Below are 26,292 nucleotides of genomic sequence, written 5' to 3'. Positions count from 1 at the left end.
ACGCTTAGCTTCGAGGATAAAATTTTTCATGCAAGGCAAAGATTTGCAAAAAAGACTACTTTTCGCGGTTCCCTGACTTTTTTAGCGATAGGAAGGAGCCATAACTGGCAAGGAGGATGGCAAGGACAAAGCCCAGACAGATCAGGCGAATAATACCCTGCATACTGCCACCACCATCAAGCCAAAAGCCAAACATGACAGGAGAAAGAGAACTGGAAAAGACGACAATGGCAGTAATAAGTGAGCGAATCGAACCCATATAGATGGTGCCATAGAGTTCCGCCCAGAGGGAACCGATAATCGGCCCGCTGGCGCCCATGGAGACACCGAGACAGATCATAAAGAGAGGGGCAATGTAACGGCCACTAAAGAGCATGAGCAGGGTGAATCCCACCAACATTGGCAGGAGATAGAAACAGATCAGACGTTTAGCGCTGAATCTATCAACCAGACCACCAGCCAGAAGAGAACCAAGCCAATGGGTAATGCCGTAGAAGATAAAACAGGTGGCAAACCAACTGGCACTCCAGGATTTAGCCTCAAGCAGGGCCCCCTGATGAATAAAAATCCCAGTGATAACATAGGGCGGGGCCAGAATTGCCGGGAGCAGACACCAAAATCGACCATCGGCAAGCATCTCCCTGCGACCCACGGAGACCACCTCCTCCTCATCCGCCAGGACTCGCGTCGTAGCAGATGCCTCACTACTTTTCTCATCCGGTACAGCCTTCATCCGGGAGAGGAGGGTGAGAGCGGCGGGAAGAAAGAGAAGGGGGATTGCACAGCCGATAAAGAGCCATGAATCCTGCCAACCGTATTGGGATATGAGCCAAACCACAAAAACAGGCAAGATCACCTCACCCACGGGCACACCGCTGATGGCAATACCCAGGGCCTTACCCCGACTCTTACTAAAATGCTTCACCATAATGGTCTGACCGGTATGGGGCAAAAGCCCTTGGCCACAGAGCCGTAGACCATAAAAGCCACAGACCAGGCCAACAACCCCACTCACCTGACTCATAAAAATGGCAGACGCAGCAAGACCGATGGTAATGCCAGCAACATACTTTGCCACACTGACCCGGTCGATCAGTCCACCGAGCCAGAGGAGACTCAGGGCACTGCCGAGGGTAGCCAGCGAGTAGGCTAAACCATAATCGCCCGCCGAGAGGCCAAGGGTCTGCTGAATATCACTACCAAACCAGGCAAGAAAAAAAGACTGACCGAAGTTTCCAAAAAAGACTGCCAGAAAACCAAAGCCCAGACCCGCCATATTATGACGGATGAATTGTAAATAAGCAGACATAAAACAACTTTGCAAAAATGATGGTTAATTTTTTTTTACTGAAGGGAAGACCACCAAAAGAAAGGGCGCTCAGACCCGAGAATTCTTAGCCAGCTTCAGGTCAAAAAATTTCTACAGAATGGTTTGTAAAAATTGTCCTTTTCGATAAAGCTCAGCTCAGCCCCGACTGCGAGACACCCTAAAGTGACAGAAGCACCTTCTTAACCATATTACCATCAACACTGCTACCAAAGTGATTCATGATCGGCTTCATAGCCTGCATCTTATTAGCAAAGGCTGCGAAATCTATGTTTGCCCCGACCCACTCACGCACCTCTTCCTCGGTGGCCTGACGGGGCAGGAAGGCCTCCATCTCAACGAGAAATCCGGAGCTCTCTTCACCGGCGGCGGCAAGCAACTCCCGCTCTGACTTGATAAGTTTTTTTATAATGGCAATGACCTGATCATCGCTGAGCTCCTTCTCCGGCTGGCGTTGGAATTCACCGATGAGGATACGAATCGCGCCCACCTTGTCCTTCTGCCGTGCCTTCATTGCCACCTTCAAACCTGCCCTAAAATCTTCCTGCATACTCATAACAACCTCTCCTTCCTATTTATCACCGTTAAATATCCGCTTAATGCCTGCAGATAACCAAAAAGCCTCATCTTTCATCGACCACGATCATACAACAAAAAGAAAGACAAAAACAGCAGTGAAGCAGCAGCGAGTAGCAGTGAGTGACAACGAGTGGCGTCAAACGAGTGACAAGCGGAATGGCGGATACGAGATTCTAGATACTAGAAAATGCCAAAACCACTGCAATTACAACAGTGAAGCGGAGTGGAATGGCGAGTTGTTAGCTGTCAGCTATAAGCTGTAAGAAAGAGCAAGGGCAAGGACAACTGCAACTACGGTTAACCACAGAGGAGGGGAGGACACAGAGGGCATAAATTAAAGAACTATAGGAAAAAAAGATGTGCAACAGAAGGATGGCTTACATCTTAAACCGGATGTCTAGGAAATCATCAGGGGCCCAACACTAAATTAAGTCCTGATCTTTTAGGCAGTTCACCTAAAACGACCTTCTTCCCCTGTCCTCTGTGAACTCTGTGAGCTCTGTGGTTAATGTCTTTTTCTGCACAGAGGGCAGCACACCTACCCTCGCCAAGAGGAAGATCTATTCCATTGATTAGACAATACAATTGCACATTACCAGCTCTTTAAAAATACAAGGGCAAGGAGTTTTTTAACTAAATTAAGTTTTTGTTTTTTTAAGCAGTTCACCTAAAATATTTTCCTCTGTGTACTCTTCTTCCTCTGTGGTTAACTTTTTTTTGCTTTTTGCTTTTCGCCACTTCACTATGCTTCACTGCTACTGATAGCTGGCAAGAGGCATAATAAATTCCAATAGGCAGTACAGGGGCGAGGGTGTATAGTGGGATCATTTTCGGTAAACACAACCTATTAACCCAGTTTTTCCAATAATCAACAGATGGCCAAGCGCAAAATAGTCCTACTCGATAACAACGACTCCTTTACCTATAATATCGTCGACTATCTGAGAGGCATGACGGAAGTTCAGTTCCGGGTTATCAACACCCATGAGTTGGATATCGAAGAACTGGACAAATACGACGGGATTATCATCTCACCCGGCCCGGAACTGCCCAAAGACTTCCCAAAACTCTTCGAAGTGCTGCAGCGCTACCACAGGACAAAGCCGATCTTAGGGATTTGTCTAGGTCACCAGGCCATCGCCCAGTTTTTCGGGGCCGATCTCAGCCAACAGCTGCCCGTGGTTCATGGTCAGGCCGTGCCCATGCAAGTCCTCAGAGACGACTCCCTCTTTTCCGGACTACCGAGAGAATTTCGCGTGGGGCTCTACCACTCCTGGCTGGTCGATCCAAAAACCATACCGGCAAGACTTGTCGTAACAGCCCTCTCCGCCCGAGGCGTAATCATGGCCATCAGGGTCACAGACCTACCCATCTGGGGCATTCAATTTCATCCGGAATCCCACATCACAGAGCATGGCCTTAAAATACTTGAAAACTTCATTAAGCTGACATAACTATGCAAGAGTTTATCAAACAGGCTAATAGCTACGGCAAGGCCGGAACCCCCTTCCTCTTTCTGCTCGATTTCGAACTACAAAAGCCGATCATCCTCCCCCTTAGCAAGACCGCAGAGCAGGGGGTCTTTTACCAGGTAGGCACGGAAAAAAATTTCACGCCGGAGACAACAGAGAAAAATCTTCGCCTCGATATTGCCCCCATGAACTACCAGACCTACCAGGAACGATTTAAAATCGTTGAAGAAAATATCCTGGCCGGCAACAGCTATCTGCTCAACCTCACCTTCCCCACCGAAATTGCGACAAATTTTTCTCTGAAAGAGATTTTCAACTTCGCCCAGGCAGAGTACAAGCTCTACTTCAAAGACCAATTCATCCTCTTCTCCCCGGAATGTTTTATCAAAACGGCTCAAAACAGCATATACTCCTACCCCATGAAGGGCACCATTGATGCCGACATAGAGGGGGCCGAGGCAATAATCCTGGCCGACCAAAAAGAGGAGTGGGAGCATAACACCATTGTTGACCTGATCCGTAACGACCTGGCCATGGTAGCAAGAGATATATCGGTGAACAGATTCCGCTTTATCAGCACCATTAAGAGTATTAAGAAAAACCTCCTGCAGGTAAGCTCAGAGATAGAGGGAAATCTCGGCCCCGACTGGCAGACAGGTATTGGCAGAATCATTGCCACCCTCCTCCCCGCCGGTTCCATCAGCGGGGCCCCGAAACAGAAGACGTTGGAGATCATCGGCCAGGCAGAGGGGCAGGATCGCGGCTACTTCACCGGTGTCTTTGGTATCTTTGATGGAGAAAATATCAACAGCGCCGTCAATATTCGCTTCATCGAGAGAGGCGAGGGTGGACTACAATTTCGTAGCGGTGGCGGTATTACCGCCAACAGCCTCCCAAAAAACGAATACAATGAAATGGTGGATAAGGTCTATGTTCCCACTTGTTGAGACAGTACAGGTTGTGGATGGTGAAGCGCTTCATCTTAACTATCATCAAAAGAGGCTAGACGCTACCTTCCACAGCTACTACCAGGCAGAGTCACCGTTTACGCTGGCAGAGATTATCCATATCCCCCGCAAGTTTTCCAAGGGCCTCCATAAGCTCCGCTTTCTCTATGACCAGACGAACTACCGCTACGAATTTTCCCCCTATCAGGCACGAAGGATAGAGAGCTTAAAGATCGTTGAGGTGGAGACAATTCACTATCCCTTCAAGTTCACCGACCGACAGGCCATAAATGAGCTGGTGAGCCAGAAAGGGCAGTGCGACGATATCCTGATAGTTGTGGATGGCCTCATCGGCGACACCTCCATTGCCAATATTGTCTTTTTTGACGGTAAGCGATGGCTTACCCCAGACAGTCCCCTGCTGGCGGGAACCTGCAGGGCACGACTGCTAGCCGAGGGTATCATTGTCGAAGCAAAAATAGGCCTGGCCGATCTGGCCAGATTCCACTCATTCTCCCTGCTCAATGCCCTGAAGGGAGAGGCGGATCTCCTCGATCCTCTACCCATAAAAAACATTTTAAAATAGGTGAGTTAGGACCAGACATGGCATCTTGCCTCTTAGCTAAATTGGAAATTTAAATACTTTTATCAACCTCAAGGATTTCACATGAACACAAGACCATCACCCTCTTTCAATTTTTTGGGCATCTGTCTGATAATAGGCCTTACCAGCCTTGGATACCTGCTGGCCAATGCGGCCATAGAGTATAAGCAGTTCGACCGAACCGTACGGGTCAAGGGCCTGTCCGAACGGGAATATCAGGCCGACACCGTGATCTGGCCCATCGAGTTTTCCGTCACCGGCAACGACCTGAGCAAACTCTACGAGGCGGTGGAAAAAAACAATAAAAAGATAGAGGACTTCCTCCTCCAATTTGCCATCAAAAACGAAGAGATCTCCTTCTCCAGCCCCTCCATTGTCGATAAATATGCCCAGCAGTATGGGGGCAATAAGTTGCCTGAATTTCGCTATACAGCCAAGCAGACGGTGACCGTTTACTCCCATAACATCAAGGCAGTAAGAGAGATAAAAAGCGCTCTTGGTCGCCTTGGTAAACAGGGAATTGTCTTCACCAGTGCCAACTATCAGGGACAGACCGAGTATATCTTTAACCGCCTGAACGAGGTGAAACCGGAGATGATCGAAGAGGCCACCAAAAAGGCTCGAGAGGTGGCAGAAAAATTTGCCAGCGATTCCGAGAGTCGACTGGGTAAGATCAAACGAGCATCTCAAGGACAGTTCAGTATCGGTGCCCGCGACAGAAACAACCCTCATATCAAAAAGATACGGGTTGTCTCCACGGTGGAATACTATCTCGCCGACTAAAGGGTCTAAGGCAAGAGAATCTTGCCATAAACGGCATTGGTAACCGACGAATCCCAATAACCGCCAAAATAGGCCAAGAGAAAGACTCCGAGAACGACCCCTGCTATCAAGAGAGGTAGCTTATCATAATGAGGCAGGGGGACGCTCAGACAGTCCGCTTGAGTTTTAGCTTTGACACATTCATAGCAGCCCATACACTCCGGACTATAGACAGTGCCCCTCTTCTCCACCTCTATATCATTTGGACAGGCAGCGCTGCAGGCGCCACAGCCGGTGCAGTTTTGGGGCGATCTCCTCACCCGAAAGGGGGAGAGGGTTGAAACTAAACCGAGAAGAGCTCCATAGGGACAGAGCAGTCGACACCAGACATTTCTGAGCAAAAGGGTGCAAAAGAGAACGATTGCCAAGACTATCAGGGTGGTACGGGAAGGGGATGTAAAGAAGTGCAGCATCCTGGCATCGGCCACGATATTAAATGGGCTATGCAGAAAGGAGGCGATGGCGCCAGGATTCATCTGCACCAGTATCCCATAGGAGAAGAAGGCCAGGATCAGATACTTAATACTGGCCAATATAGCGAACTGCCATCTCTTTAATTTGATTTTCCTGCTCAAGCGAGAGACTGTCTCCGAAACAAAACCGAGAGGGCAGACATGGCTACAAAAACTCTTCTTAAAGACAGCACTCATTATAATTGCCATTAAGAAAATTGTCAGACCAGCGGGATGGATCATATCCCACTCACCCGTCACCAGCAACTGCTTCAGGCCCATGAGGGCGCTTATGGGCAGGAATCCCTCAATTAGGCCGGGCTTTAGTCCTGCATCCAGACCCTGTTTAAGCGCTGAAATATAGAAAATAAATCGAATACCGGCGAGAAGGGTGATAGAGAAGAAAAAGCCCTGAACGATCTTCCTGAAATTCATAGTGGTCCTTTATCGTGCGTTGAAGAGCAGGTCAGCCTGCAGATGGCATTGCCCCGAAGAGCACATAAGATCCTAAACCTCCCCCGTCTGTCAATAGATCTTACCTCTTCCTCCATCACTCAATATTAAAAAGCAGAACGACCGAGATGGGCCGCTCCCCAGACCAAAAAAACTTACCTCTGGGCAAGAGCCTGAAATAACTCAGCTGCAAGCAAGCCCCCCACCCCCACCGTCTACTAATCCTCTCCCTGACATTGCCAATGCCGTCTTTACTCACTACAATGCACAGATAGCAGTTTTTTTGTAACCCCTAAGCTTTTAACCTCAACCTGTCTTGGCAGCCCACTACCAAGTTATCCTTAGGAGGATCAGTTTACCCGATTGCAGCTTTAGTAGCCTGCCTGATACGTAGGTACAACCGCCCTATAGGTTTAGGGCATGATTAAATTATTGAGGTGCAGCAATGACTAAAATGAAAATGACCACGGAAGAGGCCTTTATCACAGTCCTTCAAATGCATGGCATTGAACATGCTTTCGGTATCATTGGTTCTGCCATGATGCCTATCTCTGATCTCTTCCCCAAAGCAGGTATCACCTTCTGGGACTGTGCCCACGAGGGTAACGCCGGAATGATGGCCGATGGTTACACCCGAGCCTCCGGCAAGATGTCAATGATGGTAGCCCAGAACGGTCCTGGTATTACCAACTTTATCACCCCCGTCAAAACAGCCTATTGGAACCACACCCCACTCCTCTTAGTCACCCCCCAGGCAGCAAACGCAACCATGGGCCAGGGTGGTTTTCAGGAAGTTGAACAGATGGCTGTATTTAAAGATATGGTCGCCTATCAAGAGGAGGTCCGAGACCCACGGCGCATGGCCGAGGTACTCAACCGGGTAATCATGCAGGCCAAACGGGCCTCTGCCCCGGCCCAGATCAACATCCCCCGTGACTACTGGACCCAGGTAATTGAAATTGAACTCCCCGCCATCGTTGATTTTGAACGACCCGCCGGTGGAGAAAAGGCCCTGGAGAAGGCGGCAGAACTTCTCTCTAAGGCAAAGTTCCCCGTCATCCTCAACGGCGCCGGTGTTATCCTGGGCGGGGCCATAAAAGATACCATAGAGCTGGCCGAACGTCTGGACGCCCCAGTCTGCTGTGGTTATCAGCATAACGACGCCTTCCCCGGCAGCCATCCACTGGCCGCAGGCCCCCTTGGTTACAACGGCTCAAAGGCAGGAATGGAACTCATTGCCCAAGCCGACGTTGTCCTGGCCCTTGGTACCCGACTCAACCCTTTTTCTACCCTGCCGGGATACGGGATTGACTACTGGCCACAGAATGCGGCAATCATCCAAGTTGATATAAACCCAGATCGTATCGGTCTGACCAAGGCGGTAAAAGTTGGTATCATCGGTGATGCTAAAAAGGTTGCCCGGGGAATTCTTAACCGACTCACAGCCACAGCAGGCGACACAGACCGTGAAATACGCAAGGCAAACATCGGCAAGACCAAGGCAGAATGGAGCGTAGAGCTGGCCAACCTGGTCCACGAAGAGGATGATCCTGGTACCAGTTGGAATAAACGAGCCCGTGATCGTGAGCCAGATAAGATGTCTCCCCGTGAGGCCTGGAATGCGATGAAATCCGTTATTCCAGAGAATGCCATCATCTCCTCTGATATCGGTAATAACTGTGCCATTGGTAATGCCTATCCGACCTTCGAAGAGGGCAGAAAATATCTGGCCCCCGGTATGTTCGGTCCCTGTGGATACGGCTTTCCGGCAATCTGCGGGGCTAAAATTGCCCAACCGGATGTTCCGGTAATCGGCATGGCAGGCGACGGTGCCTTTGGTATCTCCATGAACGAGATGGTCTCCTGCGGTCGAAAGGACTGGCCACCAATCACCATGATCATCTTTCGTAACTACCAGTGGGGCGCAGAAAAACGAAACACCACCCTCTGGTATTCCGATAACTTTGTCGGCACCGAGCTCGATCCCAATGTCTCCTATGCAAAAATCGCCCAGGCCTGCGGCCTGATAGGCGTTCAGGCTACCTGCACGGACGATCTAACAGCTCAGCTCAAAGAGGCCGTAAGGGTTCAAATGGAAGAGGGCAAGACCACCTTTATTGAGGTACTGGTCAATCAGGAGCTGGGCGAACCCTTCCGTCGCGATGCCATGAAGGCTCCGGTAATGGTTGCCGGGATTAAGAAAGAGGATATGCGTCCGCAATGCTGCTGTTGTAAGAAATAGAAAAGCAGCTGAAAGCTCTCAGTTAGGAGCTGTCAGAAAGGGCAAAAAAGCAGCAGTGGAATGGCGGATGTTAGATGCGAGAAAATGCAAAAGCCACTACTACTACAAGGGCGACTGCAAGGACAGAAAAAGAGGTAACGACCCTCTCCTCGCAAGAGGAGGGGATTTTTTTTGGCCGATAGACAGGCTAAAAGAGATAAGAGCAAGAGCCGCTAACCACAGAGGGCACAGAGAACACGGAGGAGAACATTTTTAATTTAAAGGACAAGGACGGATACGAGATACTAGATACTAGAAAGAGCAGGAAAAACAGCAGTGAAGCACTGCGGAATGGCGGATGCTAGAAAATACAAAAGCCACTGCAACTACAAAGGCGATTGCAAGACCCGGAAGAGAAGTACCTGTCGCTACGCTTTGCCACCTCCGAGACCAGGACAACAATCGCCGCGGTAAGCAGATATTTGGTGAGAAGCCAATACATGATAGTCTCTGGTTGAGGTTTGGGGGTGGCACGAGTTTGAACCCATAGTATAGGGCAAGATTAGGGGAGAAATCAAACTGACACTAGGGGCGTTGGTTCTGTGAGCCATTTTTCACATTCCCCCTCCCAGTCCACTCGGAGAAGAGGAGGAGAGGTGTGGGAGCTAACGACAAGCTCTGCGGCGAGCTTCAACGAGTCCGGTGGAATGGTTGGTTGTGTGCACCCTCTTCCCTGATTTAGGGACTGGATCGCTTTTTAGCCAAACAGAACACCGCCTGATTATATCTTTCTCCCCTAGTTTAAGCACTTCGTTAAGTCTTTTAGATTGTTCCAAATCTTTCAACTTAACGTTAATTTCATGAGAAAGTATAGGTGCTCTTTGATCCCATATGCTCTTTGCTTTACGATAAAAAATGTACGCATCATCAAGGATTGAACATTCTTCTAGGCATTGTGCGATCCACTTTGCAGCATATCCTTGATTTTTTATCCCGTTTGCACCTTGGTCATTACCTAGTGATTCTGCAGATTTTTTAAGACATTGAATAGCATTTATGTAATCACCTTGAAGCATCAAGCAGCGTCCAATATTCCCCCAGAAAGAACCATCTCTTTCTGATTCAGCATCAGCATAAAATAAAGATTCAAGTGAATTACCCATTAAAAAATATTCCATTGCTTCCGCATAGCGACCTGAGTCTCGTAATGCTAATGCAAGGTTATGGCTACAGTCGCAGGAAGTGTCAATTGAAGATTGTTTCTTTAAGTACCTACCACGTTCTCCCCAATAAATAGCTTCGTCATAGTTATAAAGATGCCACTCAACCCATGTCATGAGACTACAAAAACCTATAAACAGTGCGGTCCCTTCCTCAACAAAATCTTCGTAGTTTTTTAGGAAACGACGCGCATCAGCTTCGTGACCAAATTCAATTAGAGCTTCAATGATGACTTGAAATAACTCATCAAATTCTTTTATCTCATTATAATGAGAAGGGTTAATGATAAAATCATCAATTATTCGTTTACCTACACGGAACAATTCCTCAGAATAACCCATTGCTAACAATCTATTTGCCACATAACCTAATGACTCAACAGCATCCGCCATAAGCCCTGATTCTATTTCTAGTTCAGCTTTTTCGGACCACATTCTCAGCTTATCAAAAGAAGTCTCAGTGCTAATTTTTGCCGATGAACCCATAATTAGCTGCCTTAAATAGCAAACTATCGGATCAATGTAAGGCAATCTCTCTTTGGTTGTAGCGTACTCAGTTTTGATAAAACTACGAACTAAAGGATGCAAATCATATTTGTTGTTGCCGTCATCGGACTCGCATTTAACAACCAGACTTAATGCTTTTATGGTCTTGAACGCTCTCTTAAATCTGTTAAATGTTTTTATTTTACCACTTATGCAATTATGAATTTGGACAGAGTCCATTGGCCTTGGGATTTCTGCCATACAACGCAAAACTTGTTGTTGGTTAACATTTAATCCTTTCCAAATAGGTCGTAACATAGACCTTGCCCTATTATCTGCCTCACCGTTCCTCAACTCTTCTAAAATATTCTCACTACTTTTTTCATCTCTTGATATTTGTATTGCTAGTAAGTTAAGCCATAGAGGATGACCTTCAGTTAAAGTGTAAACCTCATTCAGAGTATTAAGCATTCCAGTTTTTTTGATATCAACCCCACGTTTATTAAACAAGTCGATTGTATCTTCAAACAATAACCCGTCTAGATAGATTTCGAAAAATCGGATGTTGGGGTATGTTATTCGTGGTCTACAAGTAATAAGAATCAAGCAATTATGCTTTCCTCTTAACGACTCATTCACGAAAGTCGAAACACCAGAAACAAAGGAATTTTCGTTTACATTGACATATTGGTCAACATTGTCAAAAACAAACAAACAATCACGATCACCTATTATTTCGAACAAATATTTAACCAAATCGATCGTTGGAGCACCGGCCAACTCTTCACCTCCAACAGCGCCATCTGTAATCCTCTCAATTTGCCCTAACAATTGTGTGTGGAATCTATCGCCCTCTTCACGACAATCACGCCAATCCCAAAATGATTTTGGGTGATTCAGCTTCCATTGTTCAAGGCACTTAGCAGCGAGTGCAGATTTCCCTTGTCCCCCTATGCCTGTAATTGCAACAACACCACTTTTTGTTGATAAAACTGAAGTTAATTGTTTATCTCTTCCAACCCAAACATCTACGACAGGTGGTAAATCACAATAGTGGGTGAACGGAAATTTAAATGTTGGGCTAAATATTTTGGGTATTTGATCGCTACTACCATCTAATTCTTTTGGTAGCGTATCTATATTATTTGAATTTTGTGTATTTGTTTTTTGTTCTAGTGATTCTGGAAATGCAGCGTGCACATTTCTAAAATTTATTTCATGTTCTTCAACACCATCATCGTTGACTCTAGAATCAGGAATCCATTTCGCTTCATCCGGAGCAAAAGCACGACAATATCGTGTAAAACCAAGCCCTGTAAATTTTAGTAATTGATATTGATTTGGCACTTCATCTGGTCTTGCACTTTTTTCAACAGAAGCACTACCCGTTCCAATTACTGGAAGCTGCGGGGACCACCAATGCATTTTTCCACGGTGTGTATGCCCGTGTAATATTAGATCTATGTGATCACCAATAACCCTCTGTAACATTTCTGAATCTCGTAAATTGTCATCATCTTCTATTGCACCGCGAACAACATTATGGTGAACAGCTGCAATATTAAACCAACCTTCATCTTTTCTTTTCGCTAGTTGCTCTGCAATTTTTTGAGCTTGATTCTCTCCAATCAAACCATAATGATCTTTCTCTTGATGGCTTTCTTGAACCGTTGAATTAAGGTTTGCAACTGCTACTTTCAACTCAGGATATTCAGTGCACCCAAATGGAGTTTCTAAATCAAACTTTCTGGAAATATCTGAGTAAAAGCTATTATAAAAATTTTTAAAATGTCTCCATTTGGGTTTATAAGGCAAAGTAGGCTTTTTTTCGTCAGCCTCACATTCTGCAAAATATGCTTCACATGCCTTTCTATTAATATCGTGGTTGCCTGGAACAATTAATACATTTGATATATGAACATTCAAAAATGAAGCTAACTCATTGAAGAAAACTTTGGCTTGATCAAATTCAGACTGTTGACCGTATTCAACTAGGTCACCAGTGATAACTATAAGGTCTGGTTCAAGATCATATTTACTTTTTACTATTTTAAGATCAGTTTGTAATCTTGCTTGAAGTGTACTGAAATTGAAGTTTTCTTCTGAAATATTTGATTGGAAAAATCTATGATTCTTTCCGAACTGTAGATCTGATAGGTGCAAAATTGTTAAACTATTATTTTTTATCATTTTGGCATTTCCTTAAAATGGATCATCTGATTATCAATAATGCAAATCTATATATGATGATATTTGTAATCACACACAACAAGTTATTATAAAGGCCTGGATAACTCCGAAAAGCCTCACTTATTGTATTACTCCAGCATCATCCAAAAACTGAAAATCTTCACATGAGCCAATTCCTCACCCATCAACATTGATGGGCACGCTCCGCTTCGCTTCCCTTCGCCGCTTCGCTTCGCTGCTGCCCATCCTACATCCTACTTCCAGCCAGCTCACAGCAAGAGGCAGATACCACAATCTGGTAAGCGTACGAATATCCAAGGCATTTTACCACAGCCCCAGAAGATACTACAATACTTATTCAGGAAAAGAGAAGATGTAAAAGCAGATGCGAGATACTAGATGCTAGATGCTAGATGCTAGCAGTGGAGCACAGCGGAATGGCGGATACTAGAAAAAGCAAAGCGATTGGCCACTGTTTGAAGAACACTGAGAATTTTTTTGGCTAAAATGCAGCAAAAAAGACAAACCCCACCCAGCCTCCCCTTGCCAAGAGGAGGAGTAGCTCTGTACACCTTTTCAAGGTCTTACCTAAGAATTGACAGGACATTGCTTCCGGGAAAATTTTTTGGGCAGAAAGTCTCTTTCCGAGGAGGGTGAGAACAAGTGGGGAGAAGCTATTAGTTAGGAGGTGCCAGGAAGAGCAAGGGCAAGGGCGGATACGAAGTGCTAGACACTAGAAAGAAATGCGGTAACAGCCTTATTTTTAATCTTTTTTCGCTGTTAAGTTTTTTCTCATATCTCGTATCTAGCATCTAGCATCTTTTTTCTTCCTCGGTTCCAGTGGTTGATTTTTAAATGCCCCTATTCATTTTCGCTGACGAGTTGCTGGACAAGGGCCGAATCGAGGTAGGCCTTGACGGCTGTGATGAGATCGCCGCTGAAGGTAACGATCCAGCAATATCTGTTATCAAAGGGTTTGCCGTTATTGGCGGTGGAGATAGAGCGCATCTCGACGATGGCCGTGGAACCGTCGATAAAGAGATCCACTATCTCCAATAGAGCGCCCTCTTTGAGGATTTTGGCCAAGCGTTTAAAGGTGTGGTCGAGAAAGTCCTCCTTGCTCTGATAGATTCCGGCCAGGGGGTGGGTTCCCATCACCGTCCACTGCACATCAGTTGCGACATGGGCAAAGAACTGATCCGGGTCAGACTTCAAATGTTCAAACAGGCTGCGGACATCCTCTCTGGTTAGCATGGTGCTCTCCTCCAATTTTTATTGATGTATGGGGTAGATCAAGAAGCAGAATCTATTATAGGCCAGAAACTACAAAAACTACAAAAAACAGTTCACCACAGAGGGTGGGAGAACACAGAGAAGGACACTTTAACGTTAAAGGGCACAGGCAAGGACAGGGACGGGAAAGCGATAGGAAGAAGCTATAGCAGTGAAGTAGCATTGAGTGACAACGAGTGGCGTCAGCAGCGTAGCGGCGAACGAGTGGCGAGCGGAATGGCGAGTTGGGAGCTGTCAGCCAACAGCTATCAGAAAGGACAAAAGCAAGGGCAACTGCGCTTAACCACTGCCTGGAGAACACTGATTTTTTTTAATTTAAAGGACAAGGACAGATACTAGAAAGAGCAGGAAAAACAGCAGTGAAGTAGCAGTGAGTGACAACGAGTAGCATCAGCAGCGTAGCGGCGAACGAGTGGCGAGCGAAATGGCGAGCTGTCAGTAAGTGCAAATCAGGGATGTTGATCTTGCCCTATAAAAAAGACTGTCTACGCTCGCAGATAAGCCATTTACCCAAGTTTTGAGCCTTCGTATGGATGTATATTGGCCATCTCCTCAAGGTTTTGGCCTGTGTAGATCCGTATATTGTCCGTCAACTCAGGTTTTCAGGCTTTATACATTTGTATATTGTCTGTTTCTTCGGTGTTTCAGGCTTTATACATTTATATATTGTCTGTTTCTTCGGTGTTTCAGGCTTTATACATTTGTATATTGTCTCTTTCTTCGGTGTTTAAGGCTTTATACATCTGTATATTGCTCGTCTCCTCGGGTTTTCAGGCTTTATACAGGTAGACGACCTCTTTTCCCGTTTGCCCTTTGCCCATACCTTTATTGCCTCGTTGACGCTTATGGCTTAGCAGATACTCAGGGGGCGAATATAATGTCCCAAAATAAGATCAACTGGCACAACTGCAACTGTGGGAACAGGGGGCAATCTCGCCTTATTTATCCTAAGTCTTTTGTTGCGCCAGCACCACTCCATTTTCCAGGCCGTGATGCCAATCTGTTGTTTAGAAAAATTCCCATTGTGATGAAAGCAAACTGTCTTTGCCAGACAAATCTGAATGACTGGATGTTATACGACTGATCCTCTCCACGTTTTAGCATCACCAGCAGATTCCTGCCATCCCCTTAATAAGTAACATATATATCCTAATCTAGGCCTGTTTTCCTTAACAGCTTAAAAAAAAATTATAAAAATATTCCCAACATCTGTTTTTTCTCCTACAATAAAGGACACCTAGAAAAGAGCTACTATCGTCTCCACACCTCAAGATTAAGCGAGAGTATAGCCATGAATAACTCAGCATCCCTAACAATCAGGTCTCCGATTCAGAAGAAACTTCTGGCATTTATTATTCTTATTGGTCTTGGACTAACTGCCTTTCTTTTGTTTTTTCATTACTCTCTTTCAACAAATTTAGAAAAAGAAAAAAAAGACCAATCTAAACATATTACTGAGGTTGGTCTGGGAGTTGTTCAACATTTTTATCAACTGAGTGCAGATGGAAATCTGACCTCTTCGCAGGCAAAGGCAAGAGCATTAAATACCTTAAATGGAGCCACATATGGAGCAAATGGTTATCTCTGGGTAAACAGTGGAGAAGGAGTGCTTTTGATGCAACCATATACACCGAATAGAGTTGGTCTTAACCTCATCAACTGGACCGACTTCAAGGGAAAATATTTTTTTAAAGAGTTTATTAGCACAGCTAAAAATGGTGGCGGTTGGGTCTCATACTACTGGCCTAAGCCCAATATACCCGAGGAGAGTCCTAAAATTTCTTATGTGACCTATTTCACCCCATGGGACTGGGTTCTGGGGACAGGCCTCTATCTTGATGATATGCAGGAAAATATTTTTTGGATCGTTTTTAAAACCTCGGTAATATTTAGTGCCTGTTTTATTGTTTTTGTTGTCATTGCAATCTTTGTTATAAATTATTTTCTACGACAAATTGGTGAACTTGCAATAAAGGATACTCTTACAAACCTTTATACAAAACGATTCCTCAAAGAGATTTTACCAACTATCTTAACAAAACTGCACCAGGATAACGAAAAGCTTTTGGCAGTAATAGACTTGGATATTGACCACTTTAAAAAAATTAACGCTAACTATGGGCGTAGCTGTGGCGATCGTGTCTTAAAGAGATTAGCCAATATTATTATAGAAAATACCCGGCCAAATGATTTTAGTATTCGTTTTGGTGGTGAAGAGTTTCTTCTTATTGGTTTTTTCAACAATGAAAAAGAGATAATACAAATTACTGAAATAATAAGAACAGAAACAGACTGTTTAGTTTTTGATGAACGCAATGAAAAATTTCACATTACCATTAGCGCTGGTATCGCCATATATAGAGCGGAAGAAGAGCTCTTCGAGACTACCTTAAAAAGGGCTGGGAAAAAACTACAGGAGGCCAAGGAGTCGGGACGAAATCGAATATGCCTATAAGGTGGAAATTCTCTACCTCTTGGACGAAAATGGTTCAAACGGAGTTCCTTATTAGCTTGCAACAGAAATAGCAGCAAGCTGTGAGTTGGGAGCTGACAGCTGTAAGAAAGAACAACTGCAAGGGCAACTAACCACTGCCTGGAGAACACTCATTTTTAAAATTTAAAGGGTAAAAGAAAGGGCAGAAAGGCAGAGACTAGATATGAGATGCTAGCAGCGAAGCGGCGGATACCAGAAAGAACTGCGGTAACAGCCTTATTTTTAAGCTTTTCTCGTTGTTAAATTTTTTCTCGTATCTCGTATCTAGCATCTTTCTTCTATCTCGGTTGCCAGTGGTTAATATCTTTTACTTTACAGCAGATGTAACAGGTTGACGCTGGGGTGTATCGGAGACGCGATAAATCGACGTCTCTACGGCTGACCATTGATTAAAGGGCACAGAGCTTTTTAGCTGAATTAAGGTTTTGTTTTTAAGCAGTTCACCTAAAATGTCTCTGTGCCCTCTGTGGTTAATATCCTTTACTACACAGACTAAATCTTAGTAGCGGGGGCCGGTGGGACCAACACCTCGTGGATCAGTTCAAAGACGGTCATGGGGCTGGTGTTGTTCTTTACCCCAACCTCTTTTACTGTATCCATCTCATCGATAAGGAGACCTCGATTCTGTAGCTCGGCCAAGAGGTGGCTCGGGAGGACCTCATACTGCTGACAGATGGAGCCAATGGTCATATTGCCAAAACCTGCGGGGGGCAGGTCCGGGAAGATGGGGGTCACCTTAGCTGAGATCTGGCCCTGACCATTCTGGCGAACCTTCGGTTGGGCCTTAGCTGAGCGAATAATCTGATATATGTCCTGAGGGATTCTACCATTTTCCACGGCAATTTCACTGATGGGAGTGGCTGGACCGGCAAACTGAATGCCGTTCGCTGTCAGCAGTTCACTGGCCCTGTCAAGGTCCAGATTCATCCTCTTGCAGAACATGGTAAGCGACGACATTTCGGCATGTCCATAGGGTGGTTCACCGTACTTCTGGTTAGCCGTCTGACTAAACTCTTCCCCCCAGGTCAAAACGTAATTCATGGGAGTAAGACGATAGAGGGTGCCGATGGCAACATAGAGGGAGAGAATCAGGGCGATCAGGAACTTAGTGTTGAAGAAGCTGAACTTTCTGGCCTTATTACGGAAGTAGTTGACAATCGATCGGATATTAACAAAGCAATGAAGAACCGCGGCCAATAGAAAGAGGACACCGAGGGTAATATGCATATCCCCCCACTGCTCCTTGCTGAGCCATAAAAAACGATAACCAGACCAATAGGCAACCCGCCCGGCCGGAACAATATAGAGAACCACACTGGTAAACACTTCCATGATACCAGAGACTAACAATAGTAGAGAAACGATCTGTCGCATACTAACTCCTTTTATATTCAAACATGGGTGGCAACTTATAAAAATAAACGACTACAGAACAAAATGGATAAAACGCAGCACCTCAAAATAGTCCTGGGTGGCAAAGAGGAGCCGATTACCATCCACCAGAGTCGCCCCGGGATAGAAGGAGTTCCTATAGGCAAGGGCATGGCCGCTATAGCAAATCTCCAGCGTAAAGGTCTGGGGCATGGTCAGGCTCCCTGGCGCCCCCCTCTTCAGGACCTCGGCAACCAACCTTCTGGTCTCTGCACAGATCTCAGAGGGATGACGGTTGATGGTGGAGGCCCCCATACCCTCTTTGCTGGCCAGGGTCGCGATGGAGGAGGAGAGTTGGTTGGCCTCGGCACAGACCTCGGCATCGCCTGAGAGAAAGAGCACCGGCACATTCTCCCGGCAGGCAATGAGGCTATTAAGATAAAATTCAGAAACAAACTCTCCATTTAACTTGAGCCAATAAGCCTTATCATTGGTCATGGTATGGGCCAGAGGATTACCAACCCGACCCCCTGCGCAGTGATAACCAATAAAGAGGACGGCATCATAGGAAGAGTCAAGACTCTGTAACATGCAGTAGGGATGCCCCGCCCAACCCCGGATCAGCTGCACCTTCGGCGGCAGATCTGCGGCCAGGATATTACGGGCACTGTCGTGGGCATCCTGCACCAGTATCTCCTCTACCCCGGCCTCTATGGCACCCTCACAGGCGGCGGCCACTTCACAGGTCATCTGCCTGCGAAACTCCTCATGGGTGGCTGAGCCAAGTTCTGTTTCGCCCCAATCAGTCACCCCGCAAATACCCTCTATATCGGCACTTATATATATCTTTTTCATCTTGTTAAATCCTCATCTCCCCTGAAATCTGTAAAAAAATCAGCTCTTCATCGACCATGACCGGCAAGGCCTCTGCACCTACTATCCTGCCCAGATTCAGGATAGAATGTCACGCCCTAAAAGATAAATTCTCTTTTTTTAGATCCTTAGTCCAGCTTCCTGCCCATGACTGAAGGGCATGACCTGATTCTACCCAATGCTCAAAAAAAGGGCAACTACCTACGCTTACTTGATTTTACGACCTCCATTATCTTCTAACGAGAAAATGGTGACCTTGTCAGGTGGACCCGAACAGAGCTATTAGCCTCAAGACAATCAGAACCAGCAGGCACCAACATAAAACAATCGGGAGAACCCGTCCTAGCCACCCTCTCAACCCAGACCCGCCCATCTTGATAGGAGAGCTTGCCTCCCTGTAGACTGGGAACATCTGCCCTGCGCAGGCGACAGTCCCGAATAAGACGAGCCTCTATCTGCACGGGAGCATTTTCCAGCAGCCCCTGCATGGCAAGCAGGGAACGGGAGATGAGCTCGGTGAAGAGGGGACGAATTGCCCGAGGGGTACCGGGGAGGCCATAGAAGAGGGTCGTACCAAGCCAGCCGACCAAGGTTGATCTACCGGGCAGCATGGGCAGAGAGTTCACCACCAGTCTGCCACCGGCTGCAACAAAGCTCTCCTCAAGCAGATCATAACGACCGGGCCCCATACCGCCGGTACTTATGACCAGATCAAGATCCCCCTCGACTATCTCCGAGAAGAGCTTGGTAAGTACCTCCCCCCTGTCGGACACCCTTCCCATATTGTGCCCCTCACTGCCATAGAGACTGCAGAGTTCGGCAAGCATATAATGATTTGAGGCAAACTTCATACCAGCGACAGGTGCCTGCCCCAACTCAAGCAATTCGGTGCCGGTGGCAAAAAAGCCCACCCTTGGTCGCCTGTAAACAGGAATCTGCCCATTACCGGTGCTGGCCAAGAGCCCCAGATCTTCGGCCTGGACAAGTTCTCCCCTCTTAATAATTATCTCATGCAGGCCGACCTCCTCCCCCACCCTCTGGATAAAGGGAGGCAGGCCCATGGCCGCCAGATCAAGCTGAAGAGTATCAGCCATGGGAGCACAGTGCTCCTTAGGCACCACTCGGGAGGCACCAAGAGGTATCAGGCCACCGGTCATCACCGCACAGGCCTCTCCGGCCCGAAGCGAAATCGTCTCGCTATTGCCAGCAAAGGCCTCAAACTCCAGGAGTCGATAGCTAGCGCCCATTTCCGAAAGAGAGGCAAGAGCAAAACCATCCCGACTGGACTGATCATAGCTAGGCAGGGGAATCCGGGCCCGAATATCTTCAGAGACAACCCGGCCACCGGCCTCTATTAAAGGTACAATTTCCTGACTGACCGGGACAGGGTTGAGTTCTGAGTGAAGGATATCAAGAAGGTTCATGGCATTTTCCTTAGGGACTCATAAAAATTTAAAAGAGAGAGCATATCATTTGTGGGACGGTTCATTTCTCTCTATTATAGAAGAATACGAGGGTGATGCTGCCAACTTACTGATTTAGTGTATGATGGTGTTTTTGAGGTGCTCCAGTGGCTTCTGTTTCTATCAGCTGTCCCTCCTGTTCAGCTACTGACGGGGTGGTGCGTAACGGCAAAAGCACCGCCGGACATCAGCGCTATCTCTGCTCTCACTGCCGTAAAACATGGCAACTGCAGTTCACTTACACCGCTTCTCAACCCGGTACGCACCAGAAAATCATTGATATGGCCATGAATGGCGTTGGATGCCGGGCAACAGCCCGCATTATGGGCGTTGGCCTCAACACGATTTTACGTCACTTAAAAAACTCAGGCCGCAGTCGGTAACCTCGCGCATACAGCCGGGCAGTGACGTCATCGTCTGCGCGGAAATGGACGAACAGTGGGGCTATGTCGGGGCTAAATCGCGCCAGCGCTGGCTGTTTTACGCGTATGACAGTCTCCGGAAGACGGTTGTTGCGCACGTATTCGGTGAACGCACTATGGCGACGCTGGGGCGTCTTATGAGCCTGCTGTCACCCTTTGACGTGGTGATATGGATGACGGATGGCTGGCCGCTGTATGAATCCCGCCTGAAGGGAAAGCTGCACGTAATCAGCAAGCGATATACGCAGCGAATTGAGCGGCATAACCTGAATCTGAGGCAGCACCTGGCACGGCTGGGACGGAAGTCGCTGTCGTTCTCAAAATCGGTGGAGCTGCATGACAAAGTCATCGGGCATTATCTGAACATAAAACACTATCAATAAGTTGGAGTCATTACCGAATACGAGAAAGATAACGAGCAAGAGCTAAAAAGTCTCACTTCCCCACTTAATCAACAAGAGGAACGATAATGAAAAAACACAAAATTGCAGTAATTCTCTCTGGATGTGGTCACCTTGATGGCTCTGAGATCCACGAGGCAACCATGAGCCTCTGGGCCATTCACAGCCATGGCTGTGACTACCACTGTTTTGCCCCCGATATAGATCAGCTCCATGTGATCAATCATCTGAATGGTGAGGAGACGGGCGAGAGCAGAAATGTATTGGTGGAGTCTGCCCGCATTGCCCGGGGCAAGATCAGTGATCTTAACCAGTTCAAGGCGGAAGACTACGACGCCCTCATCATCCCCGGAGGCTTTGGCGCCGCCAAAAACCTCTCGGACTATTTTAGTGCAGGAGTGAACTGTCAGGTTAACCCCGAGGTGAAAAAGGCAATTATCGACATGCACCAGGCAAAAAAGCCCATCGGTGCCCTCTGCATTGCCCCCATGCTTCTGGCCAGACTCATCTCCGGAGTAGAGATAACCCTCGGCCAAGATCCTATCTCGCACCAAAATGCCGAGAAGATGGGAGCCTCGACCCAAACAACGGATCATGGTCAGATCGTAATAGATAGAAAGAACCTGGTGGTAAGCACCCCCTGCTATATGCTCGATGCCCGGGTTGACCAGATTGGGGCGGGGGCAGATGCTTTAATGACGGAAATAGTGGAAATGATGGAGTAGGAGAAAGCTGTCAGCTGTCAGCTGTCAGCTATCAGCTATCAGCTATCAGCTATCAGCTATCAGAAAAAACAGTTAACCACAGAGGAAGGGGAGAACACAGAGGGAAAAAGCTATCAGTTGGGAGCTGACAGCTATAAGAAAAAGCAACTGCAAGGACGGATACGAGATTCTAGAAAGAGATAAAAACAGCAGTAAAGCGGAGCGAAATGGCGAGTGCGGTAATAACCTTATTTTTAAGCTCTTTTTGCTGTTAAGTTTTTTCTCGTATCTCGTATCTAGCATCTTTTTTCTGACAGCTGATAGCTGACAGCTGTAGTTCTCTGATAGCTGCCTTATTTGCCAAGACAGAATTCAGAGAAGATGACGTCAAAGACATCGTCGGTGGTGGTGATGCCGATGATGTCGCCCAGCTGGTCAAGACACTCCTGCATATCAATGGAGAGGAGGTCGGAACTCCCCATGCCCTGAGCCAGATCGTCGACCATGCGCTCGGCAGCAATGAGAGTTGCCTCCAGTGATTTTTTATGACGCAGGTTAGGGGCACAGCCCTCTTCGTCCCAAGGGGTATCACTACCAGTTACCACGGTAAAAATTGCCTGCTTAAGTGCCTCTAGCCCCTCACCTTCCCTCGCTGAAATGGCCAGGCGGGGGACAGATGCAGGGACAAAGTCAAGCAGAGCCGCAGCTGCAGTGCCATCCTCGGCCAGAAGATCCAGCTTATTGATCACGGCAATCATCGGCTTATGAGCAATGTCTTCATAGAGTTCAAGATCAGACTGATCAAGCTGCCGAGAACCATCGACCATGAAGAGGACGAGGTCGGCACTATTAATCAGATCCTTGGCCCGCTGAATGCCCAGGGCCTCCACCTCTCCCGCCTGCCGGCGTATTCCTGCCGTATCGACAATACGAACAGGCATCCCGAGGATATCCACCATCTCTTCAATGGAGTCTCTGGTGGTGCCGGCAATGGAGGTAACCAGGGCCCGCTCCTCTTGGAGAACCGCATTAAGCAGACTGGACTTGCCGACATTGGGTCGACCGGCGATAACCATGGAAATCCCCTGACGATATATCCGGCCCCTATCCACCCCAGCCAAGAGTTCCTTAACAGGGGCAATCACCTCTGTCTTCAGCTGCAGATCTATCTGCTCATAGTCAACAATGTCATGGGATTGATCAGGGAAATCAATAGCCACCTCAAAGAGGGCACGCATATGGACCAGGGCGTTACGGATCGGCTCGATACGACGATAGAGGGAACCTGCCAGCTGCTCCTGAGCCACATCTACTCCCTTACGGGTCTTGGCTGAGAGAACATCAATAACAGCCTCGGCCTTGGTCAGATCAATCCGGCCATTAAAAAAGGCCCTCTTGGTAAACTCACCGGGCTCAGCCAGACTTGCCCCCTTCTCGATAACCAGCTCCAGAACATTTTGCAGGACAAGAAAATTACCATGACAGTGTATCTCGACAATGTCTTCACAGGTATATGTCTTGGGAGCCCGCATATAGACGACCAAAACCTCATCCAACTGATGGCCATCGGCTGCCACGATCTGCCCATAATACATTTGATGACTACGGTAACTGCAGGAGTCATTATGGGGACGAAAAATTGTCTGGAGAATGGTCAGAGACTCTTTGCCGCTTATGCGGATGACCCCAATGCCTCCGGTACCCATAGGAGTTGAAATAGCAGCAATAGTTTCATTATCAGCGTAGGATATAGCCATGGTCTTATTGATCTCTATAATTTTTCGAACCACCCTGGGAAATACAGCCATTTCAAATTTCCCCTTAGAGTGCTCCAGTACAAACAACTGAGCGCAGAACACATCAACGATATGCCTGCGCCCATTAAAAAAACAACCTACTAAAAAATATTAGGATTCGTCGCTTACCGGCGTCTCACTCTTGCCAGTACGATCCTTACGACCGGGGCTATAACGCTTACGCCCGCCACGATTGCCATTACCTGGCTTATAGATAAGAATTTTCTTAAAGAGGCCATCGCCAATGGAGCGACTGCGAATCTCCTTATCTTCCTGCAATATCATATGAATAGCTCGGCGTTCAGAGGGATTCAGAGAGGTGATCACCTGGGTCTTACCATCTTCTTTGACCTTGGATGCAAGCTCTACAGCCCGCTGTTTCAGCTCTTCAAGGCGACGGGTACGAAAATCATTAACATCAAGATTAATTCGCAGCCTGTCCTCAACCCTCTTCACCACGATCTTACGAATAATATACTGAAGACTATCAAGTGTTTTACCATCCTGTCCGGTCAGCTCATCCTCGAAATCAGTAGTTATCACACAACGAACGGTTCCCGCCTCGGCAGTGGCCTTAACCACGGCAGTAAACTTCATCAACTCAATGACCTTAAGCGTTTCCTGCTCTATCAGGGCAATACTCTCATCGCTGACTTCGGTGGGAAGATTATTCCTATCGTAGGCCTCTTCTTTATTCGGAGCAAGAGCCGATGCAACAACCTCTTTCCGGGCAGGAGGGGCAGATTTAACAAGCACCTCTTCTTCTACAACGGGGGCTGTTTCTTTTTCTGCCTGCTTAACAAAAGCACGAATATGCGCCTTCTTGCGGATAAGACCAAAGATACCAGCGGAACCGGTAAAGACAATCTCTATATCCAATTCCTCTTGGGGAACAGCAAAGGTCTCACAGGCCTTTTTGATTGCATCGGTGACTTCTTTACCATAAAAATCATGCTCTTCTTTTTTTCCAAAAGCCATGAACTATCTCCATTCAAAAAGGCAGAGGACTCTTCCTCCGCCTCTCATATAATATCTTTAGGCAGTAGCGGTTTTATGCTTCACATCCCGATTAATGAGAACCTGTTGCAGGATAGATAACAGATTATTCACAAACCAGTAGAGAACAAGGCCCGAGGCGAAGTTCAAGAACATGAAGGTAAAAACAACAGGGAGAAACATCATAATCTTTGCCTGGGTCGGATCGGCAGTTGTCGGACTAAACTTCTGCTGAAGAAACATGGAGGCACCCATCAACAGGGTCAACACCGGCAAACCGCCAAGGTATGGCAGGTTAAAACCAATCCAGAGACGATCAGGAGCAGAGAGGTCGGTGATCCAGAACATAAAAGGGGCATGGCGAAGCTCGATGGAGAGCAGGAGTACCTTATAGAGGGCAAAGAAGACAGGAATCTGCAGGACCATGGGTAAACAACCGCCCAAAGGATTCACCTTATACGCCTTATAGAGACTCATCACCTCTTTGTTCATCCTGGTTGGATCGTCCTTATGCTTCTCCTTAAGAGCAGCCATCTTAGGTTGCAATTTTTGCATGTTTTTCATGGACTTCATACCCTTTTGGGTAATTGGCCAGAAAATGCCCTTGAACATGATGGTTACAAGGATAATTGCGATACCGTAGTTATGGGTAAAGCTATGAAAGAAGTTGAGCAACCAGAGAGTGGGTTTGGCAATGATATCAAACCAGCCAAAGTTCACGGCCTTATCAAGATCATAGCCTGCACTCTTAAGCATCTCTACTTTTTTCGGTCCATAGAGAACGTGGTATTTATACTCTTTTTCAGCCCCTGCTGCCAAGGTATCCAAACCGCCGGCAATGAAGGATTTGGTCAGATCAGCACCACCGGAAGTGGTGAAGGTTTGACCATCAAGGCCATAGGGAACAATCATTGACATGAAATAGCGGCTCTCATAACCAAGCCACTGGATATCACCCATAAAAGACTGAGGACCATCCTCGAGGTCTTTAGGGTCTATCTCTGTAAGCTCACCATCTGCATAGACAACAGGGCCCATAAAGAGAAAGCGAGCGGCAGGATTATCTTCGGTTGACTCATAGGGAACACTTACCTGATGGAGCTGGGCAGATCCCTGCAGGGCCTGACCCGACTGATTAACAACACGAACATCGAGATCAAAGAGATAGGTCTTTTTATCAAAGGTATAAACCCTTTCAATAACAAGTCCAGTAGATGATTTGGCAGTCATAATAAGGCGGGCCTTACCGTTGCTACCAAAACGTACCTCGCTATCCTGGCTGGTATAGAGCAGGTTAGAAGGAGCGGCACCACCCCAGGAGAACGTCAAAGGATAGCCATCCGTCTTGCTATTGTTAACCAGTTGCATACCTGGAGAATCTTCAGCATTGGTCTCTTTTTGCTCTTTCAGGACAAAGCTTTTCAGAGCACCGCCGGCTTCACTAATTGTTGCGGTATAGAGATCTGTATCAACAACGATATCACGTGGAACACGATCGTATTTTGCGGAGGCGACAACGGGAATAACTGGAGCAGTAATTTCTTGTATAGCTCCTGCCTGTTTTGCAGAAGTACCATTTACAGTGGTCTGAGTTTCTGAAGTAGTTTGGACTGGCTGATCAAGACCAGGAAAGAAATACTGATAGCCAAATAGAATGGCAAACGAGATAACAATCGCAAGAAGGGCTCTTTTGGTTTCCATAGTTA

Annotated in this window: 19 protein-coding genes; 8 read left to right on the top strand and 11 right to left on the bottom strand. The window is 46.9% G+C overall.

What is annotated here, in order from left to right; translation table 11 throughout:
• Positions 1-55: 55 nt before the first annotated feature.
• Together DP_RS04435 and DP_RS04430 are read right to left on the bottom strand one after the other, a co-directional pair.
• Positions 56-1,309: an MFS transporter gene (locus tag DP_RS04435; RefSeq protein WP_049785005.1), complete on the bottom strand. Its 1,254-nt coding sequence runs from the start codon at positions 1,307-1,309 to the stop codon at positions 56-58.
• Positions 1,310-1,487: 178 nt separating this feature from the next.
• Entirely contained in the window at positions 1,488-1,883 is a 396-nt protein-coding gene (locus DP_RS04430) for a GatB/YqeY domain-containing protein (RefSeq protein WP_011188122.1), read from the bottom strand.
• 898 nt (positions 1,884-2,781) lie between these two features.
• On the opposite strand from DP_RS04430, the gene DP_RS04425 reads away from it, so the two are divergent.
• From DP_RS04425 to DP_RS04410, 4 genes are all read left to right on the top strand, one after another.
• Positions 2,782-3,360 carry an anthranilate synthase component II gene (locus tag DP_RS04425; protein WP_011188120.1) on the top strand — a complete coding sequence of 193 codons (579 nt, stop codon included), beginning with the start codon at positions 2,782-2,784 and terminating at the stop codon, positions 3,358-3,360.
• A gap of 2 nt (positions 3,361-3,362) precedes the next feature.
• A complete protein-coding gene (locus tag DP_RS04420; protein ID WP_011188119.1) occupies positions 3,363-4,325 on the top strand; it encodes an aminodeoxychorismate synthase component I in 963 nt (320 codons plus the stop codon).
• Positions 4,309-4,911 (top strand): aminotransferase class IV family protein, encoded by a 603-nt coding sequence (locus DP_RS04415; protein WP_011188118.1) that lies wholly within the window; start codon positions 4,309-4,311, stop codon positions 4,909-4,911. The genes DP_RS04420 and DP_RS04415 overlap by 17 nt, the downstream gene beginning before the upstream one ends.
• An 81-nt stretch (positions 4,912-4,992) precedes the next feature.
• Complete coding sequence (locus tag DP_RS04410; protein WP_011188117.1) at positions 4,993-5,712, top strand: SIMPL domain-containing protein; 720 nt, start codon at positions 4,993-4,995, stop codon at positions 5,710-5,712.
• A gap of 5 nt (positions 5,713-5,717) precedes the next feature.
• Here DP_RS04410 and DP_RS04405 read toward each other — a convergent pair whose 3' ends face one another.
• Entirely contained in the window at positions 5,718-6,638 is a 921-nt protein-coding gene (locus DP_RS04405) for a 4Fe-4S binding protein (protein ID WP_011188116.1), read from the bottom strand.
• Between the two features lie 472 nt (positions 6,639-7,110).
• Here DP_RS04405 and xsc point away from each other — a divergent pair, with 472 nt between their 5' ends.
• Positions 7,111-8,898: a sulfoacetaldehyde acetyltransferase gene (gene xsc, locus DP_RS04400; RefSeq protein ID WP_041278344.1), complete on the top strand. Its 1,788-nt coding sequence runs from the start codon at positions 7,111-7,113 to the stop codon at positions 8,896-8,898.
• Between the two features lie 644 nt (positions 8,899-9,542).
• On the opposite strand, the gene DP_RS04390 is transcribed toward xsc, so the two are convergent.
• Both DP_RS04390 and DP_RS04385 read right to left on the bottom strand, forming a co-directional pair.
• A complete protein-coding gene (locus DP_RS04390) occupies positions 9,543-12,773 on the bottom strand; it encodes a metallophosphoesterase (protein ID WP_011188112.1) in 3,231 nt (1,076 codons plus the stop codon).
• Between the two features lie 861 nt (positions 12,774-13,634).
• On the bottom strand, positions 13,635-14,027 hold the full coding sequence (locus DP_RS04385; RefSeq protein WP_011188111.1) for a nuclear transport factor 2 family protein: 393 nt from the start codon (positions 14,025-14,027) through the stop codon (positions 13,635-13,637).
• Positions 14,028-15,357: 1,330 nt separating this feature from the next.
• Here DP_RS04385 and DP_RS04370 point away from each other — a divergent pair.
• Positions 15,358-16,521: a cache domain-containing protein gene (locus DP_RS04370; RefSeq protein WP_011188108.1), complete on the top strand. Its 1,164-nt coding sequence runs from the start codon at positions 15,358-15,360 to the stop codon at positions 16,519-16,521.
• A 531-nt stretch (positions 16,522-17,052) separates the two neighbouring features.
• On the opposite strand, the gene DP_RS04365 is transcribed toward DP_RS04370, so the two are convergent.
• The 3 genes from DP_RS04365 to DP_RS04355 all read right to left on the bottom strand — a co-directional run bounded on the left by DP_RS04365 (position 17,053) and on the right by DP_RS04355 (position 20,228).
• Positions 17,053-17,934, bottom strand: coding sequence for a DUF4405 domain-containing protein (locus DP_RS04365; protein WP_011188107.1), 882 nt, complete (start codon positions 17,932-17,934; stop codon positions 17,053-17,055).
• A gap of 51 nt (positions 17,935-17,985) precedes the next feature.
• Complete coding sequence (locus DP_RS04360; protein ID WP_011188106.1) at positions 17,986-18,786, bottom strand: M55 family metallopeptidase; 801 nt, start codon at positions 18,784-18,786, stop codon at positions 17,986-17,988.
• Positions 18,787-19,040: 254 nt separating this feature from the next.
• Positions 19,041-20,228 carry a molybdopterin molybdotransferase MoeA gene (locus DP_RS04355; protein WP_011188105.1) on the bottom strand — a complete coding sequence of 396 codons (1,188 nt, stop codon included), beginning with the start codon at positions 20,226-20,228 and terminating at the stop codon, positions 19,041-19,043.
• Between the two features lie 146 nt (positions 20,229-20,374).
• Here DP_RS04355 and DP_RS04350 point away from each other — a divergent pair.
• Positions 20,375-21,072, top strand: a protein-coding gene (locus DP_RS04350) for an IS1-like element IS1A family transposase (RefSeq protein WP_094096600.1) whose coding sequence is annotated in 2 segments (ribosomal slippage) — positions 20,375-20,624 and positions 20,624-21,072 — 699 coding nt in all. Because the reading frame shifts where the segments join, the coding sequence is not laid out codon by codon here.
• Positions 21,073-21,158: 86 nt separating this feature from the next.
• Positions 21,159-21,815: an isoprenoid biosynthesis glyoxalase ElbB gene (elbB, locus tag DP_RS04345; RefSeq protein WP_011188104.1), complete on the top strand. Its 657-nt coding sequence runs from the start codon at positions 21,159-21,161 to the stop codon at positions 21,813-21,815.
• 332 nt (positions 21,816-22,147) lie between these two features.
• Here elbB and mnmE read toward each other — a convergent pair whose 3' ends face one another.
• The 3 genes from mnmE to yidC form a co-directional block, all read right to left on the bottom strand.
• The gene (mnmE, locus tag DP_RS04340; RefSeq protein ID WP_228130169.1) at positions 22,148-23,602 is read right to left on the bottom strand and encodes a tRNA uridine-5-carboxymethylaminomethyl(34) synthesis GTPase MnmE; all 1,455 of its coding nucleotides are present in this window, start codon (positions 23,600-23,602) and stop codon (positions 22,148-22,150) included.
• Between the two features lie 99 nt (positions 23,603-23,701).
• Entirely contained in the window at positions 23,702-24,568 is an 867-nt protein-coding gene (locus DP_RS04335) for a Jag family protein (protein WP_011188101.1), read from the bottom strand.
• A gap of 57 nt (positions 24,569-24,625) precedes the next feature.
• Positions 24,626-26,287 carry a membrane protein insertase YidC gene (gene yidC, locus DP_RS04330; protein WP_011188100.1) on the bottom strand — a complete coding sequence of 554 codons (1,662 nt, stop codon included), beginning with the start codon at positions 26,285-26,287 and terminating at the stop codon, positions 24,626-24,628.
• Between the last annotated feature and the right edge of the window lie 5 nt (positions 26,288-26,292).

Source organism: Desulfotalea psychrophila LSv54, assembly GCF_000025945.1.
Taxonomy (GTDB): domain Bacteria; phylum Desulfobacterota; class Desulfobulbia; order Desulfobulbales; family Desulfocapsaceae; genus Desulfotalea; species Desulfotalea psychrophila.
The sequence above is the reverse complement of the archived record's forward strand: the minus strand, read 5'-3'. Positions and strand labels throughout refer to the sequence as shown.

Bases quoted from the DNA above. Each gene is read 5' to 3' on its own strand.
- DP_RS04335 (WP_011188101.1), bottom strand. From the start codon at position 24,568: ATGGCTTTTGGAAAAAAAGAAGAGCATGATTTTTATGGTAAAGAAGTC.
- DP_RS04385 (WP_011188111.1), bottom strand. From the start codon at position 14,027: ATGCTAACCAGAGAGGATGTCCGCAGCCTGTTTGAACATTTGAAGTCT.
- DP_RS04425 (WP_011188120.1), top strand. From the start codon at position 2,782: ATGGCCAAGCGCAAAATAGTCCTACTCGATAACAACGACTCCTTTACC.
- DP_RS04430 (WP_011188122.1), bottom strand. From the start codon at position 1,883: ATGAGTATGCAGGAAGATTTTAGGGCAGGTTTGAAGGTGGCAATGAAG.
- DP_RS04360 (WP_011188106.1), bottom strand. From the start codon at position 18,786: ATGAAAAAGATATATATAAGTGCCGATATAGAGGGTATTTGCGGGGTG.
- elbB (WP_011188104.1), top strand. From the start codon at position 21,159: ATGAAAAAACACAAAATTGCAGTAATTCTCTCTGGATGTGGTCACCTT.
- DP_RS04420 (WP_011188119.1), top strand. From the start codon at position 3,363: ATGCAAGAGTTTATCAAACAGGCTAATAGCTACGGCAAGGCCGGAACC.
- DP_RS04390 (WP_011188112.1), bottom strand. From the start codon at position 12,773: ATGATAAAAAATAATAGTTTAACAATTTTGCACCTATCAGATCTACAG.
- DP_RS04415 (WP_011188118.1), top strand. From the start codon at position 4,309: ATGTTCCCACTTGTTGAGACAGTACAGGTTGTGGATGGTGAAGCGCTT.
- DP_RS04405 (WP_011188116.1), bottom strand. From the start codon at position 6,638: ATGAATTTCAGGAAGATCGTTCAGGGCTTTTTCTTCTCTATCACCCTT.
- xsc (WP_041278344.1), top strand. From the start codon at position 7,111: ATGAAAATGACCACGGAAGAGGCCTTTATCACAGTCCTTCAAATGCAT.
- mnmE (WP_228130169.1), bottom strand. From the start codon at position 23,602: ATGGCTGTATTTCCCAGGGTGGTTCGAAAAATTATAGAGATCAATAAG.
- DP_RS04355 (WP_011188105.1), bottom strand. From the start codon at position 20,228: ATGAACCTTCTTGATATCCTTCACTCAGAACTCAACCCTGTCCCGGTC.
- DP_RS04370 (WP_011188108.1), top strand. From the start codon at position 15,358: ATGAATAACTCAGCATCCCTAACAATCAGGTCTCCGATTCAGAAGAAA.
- yidC (WP_011188100.1), bottom strand. From the start codon at position 26,287: ATGGAAACCAAAAGAGCCCTTCTTGCGATTGTTATCTCGTTTGCCATT.
- DP_RS04410 (WP_011188117.1), top strand. From the start codon at position 4,993: ATGAACACAAGACCATCACCCTCTTTCAATTTTTTGGGCATCTGTCTG.
- DP_RS04365 (WP_011188107.1), bottom strand. From the start codon at position 17,934: ATGCGACAGATCGTTTCTCTACTATTGTTAGTCTCTGGTATCATGGAA.
- DP_RS04435 (WP_049785005.1), bottom strand. From the start codon at position 1,309: ATGTCTGCTTATTTACAATTCATCCGTCATAATATGGCGGGTCTGGGC.